The 13,922-nt window shown below is 57.5% G+C and carries 15 protein-coding genes; 4 read left to right on the forward strand and 11 right to left on the reverse strand.

What is annotated here, in order from left to right; all coding sequences use genetic code 11:
* Positions 1 to 52: 52 nt before the first annotated feature.
* From KFJ24_RS17610 to speA, 3 genes are all read right to left on the reverse strand, one after another.
* A complete protein-coding gene (locus KFJ24_RS17610) occupies positions 53 to 691 on the reverse strand; it encodes a ChrR family anti-sigma-E factor (protein WP_250832436.1) in 639 nt (212 codons plus the stop codon).
* Positions 688 to 1,335 (reverse strand): sigma-70 family RNA polymerase sigma factor, encoded by a 648-nt coding sequence (locus KFJ24_RS17615; RefSeq protein ID WP_284709213.1) that lies wholly within the window; start codon positions 1,333 to 1,335, stop codon positions 688 to 690. Before KFJ24_RS17615 ends, KFJ24_RS17610 begins: the two co-directional genes overlap by 4 nt.
* A gap of 246 nt (positions 1,336 to 1,581) precedes the next feature.
* On the reverse strand, positions 1,582 to 3,492 hold the full coding sequence (gene speA / locus KFJ24_RS17620; RefSeq protein WP_250832438.1) for a biosynthetic arginine decarboxylase: 1,911 nt from the start codon (positions 3,490 to 3,492) through the stop codon (positions 1,582 to 1,584).
* Positions 3,493 to 3,702: 210 nt separating this feature from the next.
* Between speA and speE the strand changes: the two genes are divergently transcribed.
* Entirely contained in the window at positions 3,703 to 4,584 is an 882-nt protein-coding gene (gene speE / locus KFJ24_RS17625; protein ID WP_250832439.1) for a polyamine aminopropyltransferase, read from the forward strand.
* Between the two features lie 81 nt (positions 4,585 to 4,665).
* Here speE and KFJ24_RS17630 read toward each other — a convergent pair whose 3' ends face one another.
* Positions 4,666 to 5,946 (reverse strand): ammonium transporter, encoded by a 1,281-nt coding sequence (locus tag KFJ24_RS17630; protein WP_250832440.1) that lies wholly within the window; start codon positions 5,944 to 5,946, stop codon positions 4,666 to 4,668.
* A gap of 71 nt (positions 5,947 to 6,017) precedes the next feature.
* A complete protein-coding gene (glnK, locus tag KFJ24_RS17635) occupies positions 6,018 to 6,356 on the reverse strand; it encodes a P-II family nitrogen regulator (RefSeq protein WP_008173268.1) in 339 nt (112 codons plus the stop codon).
* A gap of 379 nt (positions 6,357 to 6,735) precedes the next feature.
* On the opposite strand from glnK, the gene KFJ24_RS17640 reads away from it, so the two are divergent.
* The 3 genes from KFJ24_RS17640 to trmB all read left to right on the forward strand — a co-directional run bounded on the left by KFJ24_RS17640 (position 6,736) and on the right by trmB (position 9,405).
* The gene (locus KFJ24_RS17640) at positions 6,736 to 6,990 is read left to right on the forward strand and encodes an accessory factor UbiK family protein (RefSeq protein WP_250832441.1); all 255 of its coding nucleotides are present in this window, start codon (positions 6,736 to 6,738) and stop codon (positions 6,988 to 6,990) included.
* A 71-nt stretch (positions 6,991 to 7,061) separates the two neighbouring features.
* On the forward strand, positions 7,062 to 8,594 hold the full coding sequence (locus tag KFJ24_RS17645) for a YifB family Mg chelatase-like AAA ATPase (protein WP_250832442.1): 1,533 nt from the start codon (positions 7,062 to 7,064) through the stop codon (positions 8,592 to 8,594).
* Between the two features lie 76 nt (positions 8,595 to 8,670).
* Positions 8,671 to 9,405, forward strand: coding sequence for a tRNA (guanosine(46)-N7)-methyltransferase TrmB (trmB, locus tag KFJ24_RS17650; RefSeq protein ID WP_250832443.1), 735 nt, complete (start codon positions 8,671 to 8,673; stop codon positions 9,403 to 9,405).
* 15 nt (positions 9,406 to 9,420) lie between these two features.
* Here trmB and KFJ24_RS17655 read toward each other — a convergent pair whose 3' ends face one another.
* From KFJ24_RS17655 to metX, 6 genes are read right to left on the reverse strand one after another with little or no spacing between them, the layout of a single operon-like run.
* On the reverse strand, positions 9,421 to 9,954 hold the full coding sequence (locus tag KFJ24_RS17655) for a hypothetical protein (protein ID WP_250832444.1): 534 nt from the start codon (positions 9,952 to 9,954) through the stop codon (positions 9,421 to 9,423).
* A complete protein-coding gene (hemW, locus tag KFJ24_RS17660) occupies positions 9,954 to 11,102 on the reverse strand; it encodes a radical SAM family heme chaperone HemW (RefSeq protein ID WP_250832445.1) in 1,149 nt (382 codons plus the stop codon). The genes KFJ24_RS17655 and hemW overlap by 1 nt, the downstream gene beginning before the upstream one ends.
* A gap of 4 nt (positions 11,103 to 11,106) precedes the next feature.
* Complete coding sequence (rdgB, locus tag KFJ24_RS17665; RefSeq protein ID WP_250832446.1) at positions 11,107 to 11,706, reverse strand: RdgB/HAM1 family non-canonical purine NTP pyrophosphatase; 600 nt, start codon at positions 11,704 to 11,706, stop codon at positions 11,107 to 11,109.
* Positions 11,707 to 11,712: 6 nt separating this feature from the next.
* Complete coding sequence (locus KFJ24_RS17670) at positions 11,713 to 12,174, reverse strand: DUF4426 domain-containing protein (protein WP_250832447.1); 462 nt, start codon at positions 12,172 to 12,174, stop codon at positions 11,713 to 11,715.
* On the reverse strand, positions 12,171 to 12,776 hold the full coding sequence (gene metW / locus KFJ24_RS17675) for a methionine biosynthesis protein MetW (RefSeq protein ID WP_250832448.1): 606 nt from the start codon (positions 12,774 to 12,776) through the stop codon (positions 12,171 to 12,173). Before metW ends, KFJ24_RS17670 begins: the two co-directional genes overlap by 4 nt.
* The gene (gene metX / locus KFJ24_RS17680; RefSeq protein WP_250832449.1) at positions 12,773 to 13,921 is read right to left on the reverse strand and encodes a homoserine O-succinyltransferase MetX; all 1,149 of its coding nucleotides are present in this window, start codon (positions 13,919 to 13,921) and stop codon (positions 12,773 to 12,775) included. The genes metW and metX overlap by 4 nt, the downstream gene beginning before the upstream one ends.
* Position 13,922: the final 1 nt, after the last annotated feature.

Here is a 13,922-nt window from a genome sequence, read left to right on the forward strand (position 1 = left end):
AAAGCCGGGCGATTAACCATCGACCGGCTTTTTTGGTGTAGGCAAGCAGCGCTTACCGGATGAAGGGGTTCAACATACGAGTGAACGTGCCCGTCAGCTTTACGGGTGCGCTGAGCACGGACAGGGTAATGCAGTCCTCACAGCCAACAGCCACAGGCTTGTGCTCATCCTCCTCGTTCAGCACTACGAAATCCCACTGGTTGAAGACACCCTTCTGGTCAGCAAATGCTCCCTGGAGAACAATCGTTGTCTCGTCGCCACGATGGGTGTGAGCCGGGGCCTTGCCACCCGCGGCCAGCTTTTGCAGCACGACCTGCTCTTTCTGGTCCGGGAACCTGTCGCTGATATCCAGTACGCTGACATCGCCAAGCTGACGTTTCCACGGCAGATCGTTGATATCCTTTCCCAGCAGCTTTTGCAGTGGGCTCATTCTCGGAGCCGCAGGCGTAGCCGGCCCATCAACGGGTGCACTGTCGATGCGTGAAAGGATGGTGTCGAACATGCTTTCGGACACGCTGACTTTTGGCTGCTGTTCCATCATGACAGCACCCAGACTGTCCAGCGTATCCACACGGCTTCTGCAGTGCGAACACTCGTCCAGGTGGAGCCGGATGCACAGTGCGTGGGGCTCGCTCAGGTTCCCTGCACTGTATTCCATGAGGCTGAGAGTATCGGGATGGTGCCGTGTCATGCGTTTTGATCCTGCAAAATCACTTTCAATTTGTTCAGTGCCAGGCGCACCCGGCTTTTCACTGTGCCCAGGGGAATGTCCAGCTCGTCCGCCACCATCTGGTGGGACTTGTTCTCCATGTACACTTTGGCGATCACTGTAATCTGCGCTTCGGGCAGCTGGCTCAACGAATCACGAATGCGACGTTCTGACATGAGGCGGTGGAGCGATGTCACAGGTTCGTTCTCATTTTCACCTGGAATCTGCCACAGATCTTCGGTCTCTATCGCCATCTCCGCGCTGGTGCGCTGCATTTTGCGGAGCATATCAATGCGCTGGTTCCGCGCGATGGTGAAAATCCAGGTGGATGCTGCTGCCTTACGCCAATCGTACAGGCAGGAGCGTCGCCAGATGGAGACAAAGACTTCCTGTACCAGCTCCTCTGCGTGGCTGGCCAGGCCATTTGCCATGGCGTAATACTTTATCTGTGGGCCAAAGTGCTCGAAGAGCGCGTGGTACGCCTCCCGATCCTGGCTCTTGCCCACTTTCTGAAGCAGCTGGCTCCATTGGTCCTTTCGACCCTCGGAATTCGCTGACTTTTGATCCAGTGTTGTCACTGGACGCTCCTTGACAGTGGCATGATTTGAACTTGTTCTAGTCATCATTGTATGCACTCACCGCAGATTTGTCAGTGCCGAGATATACGGGTTCGAATACCCTGCGGATCAACCGGGTTGAAAAAAATATCGATTTTTTTACTGGCTCCGGCGGGCAGACGGAGACGCCGCTGGGGCTGGAGTTTGCCACCGATGGATAGCGACCCGTCCAATGTTGGGCAGGCTTTCAGAAAATTGGAGGGGCATTGCTCCCAGCAGCTGGCGCCGGGAGCAGGAAGGGCAAATCCGCCAGTGTTATTCTTCGAGATATGTATAGCCGTTCAGTCCTGCCGCCAGTTCCGCCAGCAATGCAGCCTGTAAGTCTTTCGGCAAATCGCTCTCACTGAATTTAAGCCGGTAGGCGGCCAGCAGGTCATCCGGCTCGAAATTGACATAGCGTAATACCTTGGCGACCGTATCACCGGTGATCGGTTCGCTGATATCGAACCCGCCCTCCGGATTCAGTTTCACATCCACGGAATGAGTATCGCCAAACAGGTTATGCATGTCGCCCAGGATTTCCTGGTAGGCCCCGGTCATAAAAAATCCCATCAGCAGAGGGGTGCCCGGTACGTCAGCAGGCAGGGGCAGGGTGGTTTCCGTTCCCTGGCCATCCACATACTGGTCAATGCGCCCATCCGAATCACAGGTAATATCCTGGATAACAGCCCGCCGGTTTAATGGCCGGTCCAGGCCATTGATCGGCATCACCGGAAAGATCTGGTCAATCCCCCAGACATCCGGGAGTGACTGGAACAGGGAAAAGTTCACGAACAGCTTTTCGGCCAGCTTCTCGTTGAGTTCGTCGATGATTTCCCGGTGGGCCCGGTTGGCGTTGTCGAGCTGGCCGCGCAGCAGGCGGCAACAGCGCGTGTACAGGGTTTCTGCACCTGCACGTTCCTGAAGGGACAGCAGTCCATGGGCGAACTGGGCATGAACATCCGCCATGGCGTGAAGTACATCGTGATAAATCTCCGCAAGAGAGCGGGGGGTGGCGCTGTCTTCCAGGCTCCGCAGGTCCCGCCAAAGATCCTGTAATGGTGCAGGGGCGTCAGGGGCTGGCCTCTGTGGTGCGCGATTATCCGGTACTTCCTGGTCAATGACGTTAGTTACCAGCACCGAGTGGTGCGCGGTTAATGCCCGGCCGGATTCGCTGATCAGATCAGGGTGCGGAATGCCGATACGATCGCATTCCGACTGGAGTACGTGCACCACGTTGTAGGCATATTCCTGCACGCTGTAGTTCATGGAGCAGCTGCTGCGGGAGCGGGTACCCTCGTAGTCCACGCCCAATCCACCGCCGATGTCGATAGTGCCCACAGGGGCGCCCATTTGCCGCAGTTCGCTGTAGAACCTCGCGCATTCCCTGAGCCCGGTCTGTATATCGCGAATGTTGGCGATCTGTGAGCCAAGGTGAAAGTGCAGGAGTTGTAGGGTATTCAGGGCATTGGCATCACTCAGGGTATTCACCACATCCAGAACCTGGCTGGCAGAGAGCCCGAATTTGGATTTCTCCCCGCCGGTGTTTTGCCAGTTACCTTTCCCGATGGTGGCCAGACGTACACGCACACCAATCAGCGGACTTACATCAAGAGCCTTTGCTTCTTTCAGGATCAGGGGCAGTTCGGATTGTTTTTCAACGACAATGAACACCCTGTGGCCCAGCTTCTGTCCAATCAGGGCAAGACGGATGTACTCCCGATCCTTGTAACCATTGCACACGATGACCGAGCCTGGCTCACGGGACATTGCCAGAACGGCCATCAGTTCGGGCTTGCTGCCAGCCTCCAGACCGATTTGACCATTCGATGCTGCAGGCTCCGCAGACACGAGTTCCTCGATGACCCTCCGCTGCTGGTTGACCTTGATCGGATACACGGCGGTGTATTGGCCCTGGTAGCCCTGATCGGCAGCCACTTCGTTGAAGGCGTCGCACAGCGTGTTGACCCGGTCATGCAGTATGTCAGTAAAACGGATCAGTACCGGAAACTGCACACCGGAATTCGACAGCGAGCGTGCCAGCTCGGGCAGGTTTATCTGTGCCGGGCTGTGGCCGCGATCCGGGCGAATCATCACTTCGCCCCCATGATTTACGCCAATATAGCCATCGCTCCAGTGGTCGATGTTATAGATCTTGTGGGCAGGGGTGCCGCTGGCTTCGCTCATGCTTGCTATCCTGTCAGGAAACCGGGCCGGCGGGGTGGATGTTCAGGTGCCGGTGTCTGGACGTCATTGTATGGATTCCTGTTGCTGGCTAAAAGAACCGGCTGTGGAAAATACGTGGGCCAGCGTGATGATTAACACTTTAGCTACCCCGAAGGCATCCCTACAATACGCCCTTTAACAGAGCTCACGGAGCACAGCGGGAGAAACAAGATGACGGCATTGAACGAAGGCTGGTTCACCGAGATATTTCAGGATCAGGGGACGGCTTTTTCCCTGCAGGTGAAAAAGAAACTGCACGAAGAGCAAACGCCATTTCAGAAACTGGAAATCTACGAAACCGAGACCTTCGGAAACCTGATGGTGCTCGATGGCTGTGTGATGCTGACTGCCCGGGACAATTTCCTGTATCACGAGATGATGACTCATCCGGCGCTGTTTACCCACAAGGATCCGAAGAAGGTGGTGATTGTCGGTGGCGGCGACTGTGGCACCCTGAAAGAGGTGCTAAAGCACCCCGGTGTGCAAGAAGCCTGGCAAGTGGAAATCGACGAGCGTGTAACGCGTACATCCGAGAAATACTTTCCGGAGCTGTGCGAGGCTAACAGTGACCCTCGCGCCAATTTCTTCTTTGGGGACGGTATCCAGTGGATTCGCGACGTGGAGCCCAGCAGCCTGGACATTATCATTATTGATAGCACCGATCCGGTTGGCCCCGCAGAGGGGTTGTTTGCGCTGGATTTCTACCGTGATGCGATGCTGGCACTGAGAGATGGCGGTATTATTGTCCAGCAGAGTGAGTCGCCCCTGTTGCATACCAATACCATCATCAAGTCCATTCACGAGGATATGCGCAAGGCTGGCTTTGATCACGTCCAGACTCTTCCGTTCCCGCAGCCGGTTTATCCCACTGGCTGGTGGAGCTGCACGATGGCCGGTAAGGACAAGCCGGTTCGGTATTTCCGGGAAGAAGACGCCAATAATCGTCCTTTCGTCACGCGCTATTACAACGCCGGTGTCCACCATGGCGCTCTTGCCATGCCGCAGTTCATGCTGGATGTGCTGGAAGATCAGGTACTCCCTGGAGAAGGCTGACGCTTTCGTTCAGTTCCGGAGAAGGCAATAAAAAAGGGCGCCCCGAGGGGCGCCCTTTTTGATCATGCCAGCCGGCGATCATTACTTCTGGCTGACAAACTCCGGATAGGCTTCCATGCCGCACTCGGACAGATCCACACCTTCGTACTCTTCTTCCTCGGAAACCCTGAGGCCCATGACGGCTTTCAGGATGCCCCAGACGATGAGGCTGGTCACGAAGACCCAGATGAAGATGGTGAGCATGCCGACCAGCTGACCCATGAAGGTCGCATCTGCGTCGGACAGCAGGACTGCAAAGATACCCCAGATACCAACCACACCGTGGACAGAGATGGCACCGACCGGATCGTCGATACGCAGCTTGTCGAGAGTCACGATGGAGAAGACCACGATGATACCGCCGATGGCGCCAATGATGGTGGCCAGCAGAGGTGACGGATCAGCAGGCTCAGCCGTGATGGCTACGAGGCCAGCCAGAGCGCCGTTCAAGGCCATGGTCAGGTCAGCTTTGCCGAACATGATGCGCGCCACGATCAGTGCTGCAATCAGACCACCAGCAGCGGCTGCGTTGGTGTTCAGGAATACGTTGGCAACTTCGTTGGCAACACCGATACCGCCCAGTTTGAGGGTAGAGCCACCGTTAAAGCCGAACCAGCCCATCCACAGGATAAACATACCCAGTGTTGCCAGCGGCAGGTTTGCACCCGGGAAGGCCTTGATCTGGCCATCCGCACCGTACTTGCCTTTACGGGCACCCAGCAAGAGAACACCTGCCAGCGCAGCAGCGGCACCAGCCATGTGCACGATACCGGAGCCGGCGTAGTCGCTGTAGCTCAGTTCGTAGATGCCGAATACGGCATCGCCGTTCCATGTCCATGCGCCCTGCATCGGGTAGATGAAGCCACACATAACGACAGCAAATGCGAGGAATGCCCAGAGCTTCATGCGCTCAGCTACGGCACCGGAAACGATGGACATGGCTGTTGCAACGAAGACTACCTGGAAGAAGAAGTCGGAAGCACCGCTGTACTCGCCCATGTCGCCGAAACCGGATTCGGTGGACGCAGCAATCACGCCGGCTATGGCCGCTTCATCCATTTCACCAACGGTTGTGATGCCGCTGAGGAAGAGACCGCCACCGTACATGATGTCGTAACCGACAATCAGGTACATCGTACAGGCAACCGCGAACAGCGCGACGTTTTTGGTCAGGATTTCAGTGGTGTTCTTGGCACGCACCAGGCCTGCTTCGAGCATCGAGAAGCCCGCGGCCATCCACATGACCAGGGCACCACAGATCAGGAAGTAAAAGGTGTCTAATGCGTACTGCAGTTCGAAAATATGATTAAGATTGCTTTCCATTTGAAGCCCTCCGCACGAGGCTTTTCAAGTTATAAATTTTTGCGTTGGCTGTCTGGTTGATCAGGCTTTGATCAGACCGCTTCTTCGCCGGTTTCGCCGGTTCGGATTCGAATCGCCTGTGCCAGTTCGGTCACGAAAATTTTGCCGTCACCAATTTTTCCTGTATTCGCTGCCTTGGTGATGGATTCGATAACCTGGTCCAGGAGGTTGTCGCCGATAGCAACTTCAACCTTGACCTTGGGTAGAAAGTCCACCACGTATTCTGCGCCACGATAGAGTTCGGTGTGGCCCTTCTGGCGACCGAAGCCTTTGACTTCAGTGACCGTTACGCCTTGTACGCCAATTTCGGATAGTGCCTCACGGACATCATCCAATTTGAAAGGCTTGATGATCGCTGTCACAAGTTTCATTGCTTTCTCCTTGGTAAAGCCGTCTCAACATCTGGGATTCTTCGGCCCGTTGTTGAGGTCGGGATGCTGCCACCTCGCACACCAATTGTGCGGATTGCGTACGAGTGCTTTAGCATCGGGTATGCCAACGCAAAAAAAGTCTTTTATAACAGTCAATTACTTAACGACTGTCCCAGATTGGCGCAAAAGTGCGCACCAAAACCGGGCACTGCGCCCCGGAATGAGCCAAATTAGGGCGGGCTCTGGAGAGCGCGTCGAGCATTATAATGTCGACCGCCTACATTATGGCAGGGGCAGCGGTGTGATACACTCTTTCGGTCCGGTTCGAGCGCCCGTCTTTGGTCGAAACCGGTCATTATTTGAACCAGAGAGGTGATGTGTGAAAGGTCCGCAGGATATTTTCGCCCAGTTACAGGGCCAGTTTGGCCAGTTTGTTCCCGATATGGCCCGCGCTGCCCGGGAAGATTTTGAAACCCAGGCCCGCGCCACGGTGATGTCGGTACTGTCCCGGCTGGAGCTGGTGACCCGGGAAGAGTTTGATGCCCAGCAGGCGGTGCTGCTGAAGACCCGTGAAAAGGTGGAAACGCTGGAGCAACGGGTCGCCGAACTGGAGCAGAAGCTGCAGGACCAGTAAGCCTGCAAACGGGCTGGCAGGAAGCCGGGTCCGTTGAACAGATAAGATGTTTATAACCACGGAAGGTTCTCATGCTTGCCATCGTTCATTCCCGAGCCAGCATCGGTGTGTCTGCTCCGCCGGTCACGGTTGAAGTGCATCTCTCAGGCGGCCTGCCCGCCCTTTCCATCGTAGGCTTGCCGGAAACCGGCGTTCGCGAAAGTAAGGAGCGCGTCCGTAGCGCCCTGCTCAATGCCGGTTTCGATTTCCCGGCGCGCCGGATTACCATCAACCTTGCCCCTGCCGACCTCCCCAAAGAAGGTGGTCGGTTTGACCTGCCCATTGCCCTTGGCATTCTGGCCGCTTCCGGCCAGATTCCCTCCGACAGTATTAGTCAATGGGAGTTTGTCGGCGAGCTATCCCTCGATGGCGCGCTCCGGCCCTTAAAAGGCGTTTTACCGGCTGTGCTGGCTGCACGTAAGGAGGGGCGGGCCTTGCTGGTGCCCCAGGCCAATGCCGGTGAGGCCGCGCTTGCCAGCCACGGGGACGTTCTCTCGGCAGGTCATTTGCTCGCCGTGTGTGAGCACCTGTGTGGGCGTGCCAGACTGGTGCCGCTGGCCAAAGCATCGCCTGGACCGGATGGGGGCTCTGACCTGAATCTGCCGGATTTGTCTGATGTAAGGGGCCAGGGAGTGCCCCGCAGGGCACTGGAGGTTGCCGCTGCCGGCAACCACAACCTTCTGTTCTTTGGGCCACCCGGAACCGGCAAGAGCATGCTGGCCAGCCGTTTGCCCGGTATTCTGCCGGGCTTGAGTGATGAGGCCGCCATGGAAGTGGCCAGCGTGCACTCTGTCGCCGGTTTGCCGCTCGGAGAGAGTGGCTGGCGCCGGCCGCCATTTCGCGCGCCCCATCACACGGCTTCGGCGGTCGCGATGGTTGGCGGAGGCAGCAGCCCGCGTCCGGGTGAAATCTCTCTGGCCCATCGCGGCGTGCTGTTCCTTGATGAGTTACCGGAGTTCGAACGCCGGGTACTGGAAGTCCTTCGGGAACCCATGGAAACCGGCGAAATTGCAATCAGTCGCGCTGCACGTCAGGTCACCTTTCCGGCCCGGTTTCAGGTGGTGGGCGCTATGAATCCATGTCCCTGCGGTTATAGTGGGCATCCCACGATTGAATGCCAGTGCACGCCTCAGCAGGTACTGCGTTACCGTTCAAAGATTTCCGGACCACTGCTGGACCGGTTCGATCTTCATGTGGAGGTCCCTGTCCAGGGTGGCGAGGTGCTGATGCAGCAGGGTGGGGGCGGTGAGTCCAGTGCACAGGTCCGGGAACGTGTAGCGCAGGCCAGGGAGCGGCAGGCCGCCCGGCATCAGCTGAATTCGGCACTGTCTGGTCGCGAATTGCACCTGGCTTGTCCTCTGGACGCCAGTGGAGAGCACCTGTTGACCGGTGCCATGGAAAAGCTCGGTCTTTCAGCAAGAGCGTTGCACCGGATTTTGCGGGTTGCCCGAACCCTGGCCGATCTTGATGACTGCGATGCCCCGGGTCAGGCACATCTGGTTGAGGCCCTGGGCTACCGCCAACTGGACCGGCAGCAGGGACGAAATTCCCTGGTGTCCTCCTGACCCCGTCGACTCTGGTAAACTGTCTCTCAAATTCCTTTTAATCAGAACCCGCAGAGCCTGCGGTTGAGGATTGCAGATGACTGACCAGAAAGAGCCGCAAGATCCTAAAACGACCTCCGCGGATTCGCCGGTAACCACACGTCGTGGTGTGCGCAGTTTTGTCCTTCGTCAGGGCCGCATGACCGAAGGCCAGAAGAAAGCTTTCGAGCGTAGCTGGCCGAAATACGGCCTGACCCGGGAAGACGGCATGATCGATCCACGCCAGGTGTTTGGGCGTGATGCCATGCTTAACCTGGAAATCGGGTTCGGTATGGGCAAGTCGCTGGCGGATATGGCGGAAGCGGCTCCAGAGCAGGATTTTATTGGTGTGGAAGTGCATCTCCCCGGGGTGGGGGCTCTCCTCAAGGAAGTTGAGGACCGCGGCCTGGAAAATGTGCGGGTCTATAATATCGATGCCAACGACGTGATTGATCTTTGCTTGCCGGACGCCTGTCTGGATCGGGTTATGGTGTTCTTCCCGGACCCCTGGCATAAGAAGAAGCATCATAAACGCCGTCTGGTCCAGGCAGAATTCGTCCAGCGTATCCGCCACAAGCTGCGGGTCGGGGGTATTCTGCACCTGGCAACAGACTGGGAAAATTACGCCGAACACATGATGGAAGTCATGGTGGAGTCGGAGGGGTTTGCCAATACTCAGGAGCCGGGTGAGTTCTCACCCAAGCCTGATGATCGTCCGATCACCAAGTTCGAGAAGCGCGGTGAGCACCTCGGGCATGGCGTCTGGGATCTGCTTTTCCATCGCACCAATTGATCGGGGGTCGCGCCGTTAGCCATGGACAAACGGGTGGCGGCGTGCAGCCCTGATAATCACCAGGCCGGCACCCCCCAGGGTCAGCCCGGTAAACTTGACCAGTGCGCAGATGGTGGCGGAAAGGCTCACCATATCAGTAGGCGGATTAAAGTTATTCAGAAGCAGTATGTTCTCGGCACCATCGCTGAGGCCGGCTGCCAGAAACATGGCCCGTATCCAGCGCGCAACCACTCGCTCCCGAATGCCGGGGCGGTCCCGCATCAGGTGACGGGTCAGGTGAAGCAGGGCCAGCACGTAGACCGGTATAAAAAGAAAATCCAGCCACAGCGAGACTTTCGCCCAGACCACGCCATCTGCTCGCCAGCTTCGAAGAATGGCGTGCGACTGATCTGCAGTCCCGGCCATCTGGAAACTGACGATGCCCTGGGGCGCGGAGCCTGTCTGCAGTGGCTGATTGACCAGCAGCAGAGCAATCAACAGCACTGCCGCCAGCAGGAGGCTGGCCTTAAGGCTCTTCGGCAGGGCTGCCGATCCGTTAGCTGTGTCCATTACAGAAAACGCTCCAACAGGCTGTTCAGGTATCGTTGGCCGAGGTCGGTGGCCTGAATTCGGTCCCTTTCCAGCAGCTTTTCCTCACGCAACTGTTCAAGTTTTACCGCAACTGACGACAGGGGTAAACCTGTACGTTCAGTGAACAGTTCTTCGTTTACGCCTTCGGAAAGGCGTAACGCGTTCATCAGGAACTCCAGTGGCAGTTCATTTACGTCAATGATTTCAGAACCGGCCGTGCGGCTACCTATGCGATTCAGGTAGGCGTCTGGCTGACGGGTTTTCCAATATCGTCGGATACTGCCGTCGGCGAGGCTGACCTTGCCGTGGCCACCGGCGCCCAGTGCCAGATAGTCTCCGAACATCCAGTAGTTCAGGTTGTGGCGTGAGGCCATGCCCGGCTGGCTCCAGGCGGAAACCTCGTAATCCTGGAAACCGTGCCGTCTCAGAAATGCGGAACCCTGGCGGTAGATGTCCCAGAGCCGGTCATCGTCCGGCAGGTCGGGCGGGCGGCTATAGAACTCGGTGTTCGGCTCAAGTGTCAACTGATACCAGGACACATGAGGGGGGCTGTGGCTCAGTGCGGCCTCAAGATCCGCGATGGCATTTTCCGGTGTCTGGTCGGGCAGGCCGTGCATCAGGTCCACGTTGAAATTGTCGAAACCGGCCTGCCGGGCGGCTGCAATGGCACGATGGGCCGCGTCACTGTCATGAATGCGCCCCAGGGTTTTCAGATGTGCGGGATTGAAACTCTGGACGCCGATGGATAACCGGTTGATTCCGGCTTGCCGGAACGCCTCGAATCGGCCCTGTTCCAGCGTGCCGGGATTGGCTTCCAGAGTGATTTCGGCGTCAGCGGACAGATCCAGCCTGGCGCGGAGTTCCCTGAAAAGGTTCCGGTAAAACTCACCGCTCATCAGTGAGGGGGTGCCGCCGCCAATAAAGACCGTTTGAATCTCACGGTCCTTGGCAAAGGCGAGATCCTGATCCAGATCCTCAAGCATCGACTTCAGGTAAGCTGTTTCCGGGATTTCCTGCCTGGCAACGTGGGAGTTGAAGTCGCAATAGGGGCACTTGCGAACACACCAGGGCACATGAAGGTACAGGCTGAGGGGCGGTCTGACCGCCACCGTTGACGGGGCGGTCATGGGGCTATGCTCCCGCCCTGAGTTGTTCGGTAAGCCTGGCGAGGGCGCGCCCTCGATGGCTGATACGACTCTTCTCGGGGCGTGTGAGTTCGGCGGCACTGCAACCGTGCTCGGGTACCAGAAATACCGGGTCGTAACCGAAGCCGCTTTCGCCCCGGGGTTCTCGCAAAATTGAGCCGGGCCAGCGACCGTGACAGATGATGGGCGTCGGGTCGTCTGCATGGCGGAGGTAAACCAGCACGCAATGGAATTGGGCGTTGCGCTTATCTTCCGGGACATCGTGCATCGCCTTGAGCAAGGCCTCTACATTGTCCTGGTCGGTGGCGTTGTCTCCGGCATAGCGCGCCGAGCGCACACCGGGCTGGCCATCCAGGCAATCGACCGCCAGGCCGCTGTCGTCAGCGAGTGCGGGTAGGCCGGTTTCACGGGCGGCGTGACGGGCCTTTAGAATGGCGTTTTCCACAAAGGTCACGGCCGGCTCTTCGGTTTCTTCCACCCCGAGCTCACCCTGGGCAACGGGTATCATGCCTAGTGGTGCCAGCAATTCGGCCAGTTCGGCGATTTTGCCCTTGTTGTTGCTGGCAATAACAAGCTTGTCAGTCATGGCGGCTCAGTCGCTGAAAAGGGTGTGAGCGAATCGTACCGGCAAATCCTGCCGGTAGCCGGTCGGCCGTGCAGTGATGTTGAACGTCATCAGCTCTCCTGAGGGATATTGGTACTCTGCAATGAAGTACACGGCATCTCCTTCCTGGACGCGACGGAATGCCAGAAACTTCACCTGCTGGATATCATTGGTCACCTTGCCTTCGACCTGCCCGCTGACCGGTGACAGGGAGCCGTCCTCGTTTTCTTTCATGATGGAGATGTTGATAATGCCGATACCCTTGCTGCGCTGCAGGTTGTTTGCTTTGGCAACTTCAGGCGCAAGAAAAGTACTTGGCAGTACGCTCCAGTGTACCTGGTAATCGCCGAAATCCTTGTTTCCGGCTGCCTGAGCCTGGGTCGTGTAGGCGATAAATAACAGGGTTGTCAGTGCTATACGGCTGAGTATTCGGAGCTTTCTGGTGATCATTGCTCTTTCTCCCGTGTGATGCGGTAAATGGCGATCTCCCCTAACAGGTTAGGCCACAAACGAGCCAGCCAGCTATTCTGGTGCTGACCGTCCACAACCCGGCGGCTCTTGATGCGAATGCCTTTCTGGCGGCACAGCGCTTCAAAATCCTTGAAAGTGCAGAGCCGGATGTTAGGGGTGTTATACCACTTATACGGCAGTGCTTCGGATTCGGGCATACGTCCGCTCAAACTAAGACCCCAGCGCAGTCGCCAATGGGCAAAGTTGGGGAAGGTGACAATACCCTCGCGGCCCACACGCAGCATTTCATCCAGGACTCTGTCAGGCCGACGCACAGCCTGAAGTGCCTGAGTCATCAGTACGACGTCGAAACTGCTGTCATCAAAATTGCCAAGGCCCTGGGTGTCCAGGTTCTGCTCAATGACCGCCACGCCCCGGCCCATGCAGCTGGTGATGTGTTCCGGGTTGATTTCAAGGCCGAAGCCGCTGGCGCCCCGCTCCCGTTGGAGGTAGTCGAGCAATGTGCCATCGCCGCAGCCGAGGTCCAGTACGTGATGTCCGGGTTTGATCCATTGCTGGATGATCTCGAGGTCTGGTCTCATGCGCCCACCTCCCTGGCAACGCGATCCATGTAAGCGTTAAAGATATCCGTGTACCTGGGAGTGGGAATCAGGAATGCATCATGGCCCCAGGGCGCGTCAACCTCGGCATAGCTGACCTTTTTCCTGGCGGCAATCATGGCGTTCACCATTTCCTCCGAGCGCGCGGGGGTGAATCGCCAGTCGGTGCTGAAAGACACGACCAGGAATTCGCAGTTAGCCGGTGCCAGAGCTCGGGAAAGGTCACCGCCGAATTCATAGGCAGGGTCAAAATAGTCCAATGCCCGGGTCATCAGCAGGTAGGTATTGGCATCGAAGGACTCAGAAAAACGTTCGCCCTGATAACGAAGATAACTCTCCACCTGGAACTCGGCGTCGTAGCCGAACTTGTAGGCCTGGTCACGCAATTCGCGGCCAAACTTTTCGCCCATGGAGGCGTCGGAAAGATAGGTGATGTGTCCCACCATTCTGGCCAGCATCAGCCCCCGGCGTGGCAGGGCGCCGAAATCGTAGTAACGGCCGTCGTGGAATTCCCGGTCAGAGGTGATCGCCTGTCGCGCTACTTCGTTGAAGGCAATGTTCTGGGCGGTGAGCCTTGGCGTGGAGGCGATCACCACCGAGTGACGCAGTCGATCAGGAAAATCCAGGCTCCACTGCATGGCCTGCATCCCTCCCAGGGAGCCTCCAACCACTGCCGCCCAGCATTCAATACCGAGCCGGTCCGCCAGAAGGGCCTGACTTTTGACCCAGTCGCTGACGGTAATGACCGGGAAATCGGGGCCATAGGGTTTGCCGGTTGCCGGGTTGGTGCTGCTTGGCCCGGTACTGCCATGACATCCGCCAAGGTTATTGAGGCTGACAACGAAAAAACGGTTGGTGTCGATGGGCTTGCCCGGACCAATACAACTATCCCACCAGCCGGGCTTGCGCTCGTCCATGGAATGATAGCCAGCGGCGTGGTGATGTCCGCTCAGAGCGTGGCAAATGAGCACCGCATTGCTGGCGTCCGCGTTCAGTTCGCCATAGGTCTCAACAACCAGGTCGTAGCTTTCCAGCGCCTGGCCGCACGCCAGCTCAATGGGAGTCTCAAAATGATAGGTCTGCGGGGAAACAATCCCGACAGAATCCGTGGGCAGGGAATCGGGCATT

It is taken from the genome of Marinobacter sediminum, assembly GCF_023657445.1.
In the GTDB taxonomy this organism is placed as follows: Bacteria; Pseudomonadota; Gammaproteobacteria; order Pseudomonadales; family Oleiphilaceae; genus Marinobacter; species Marinobacter sediminum_A.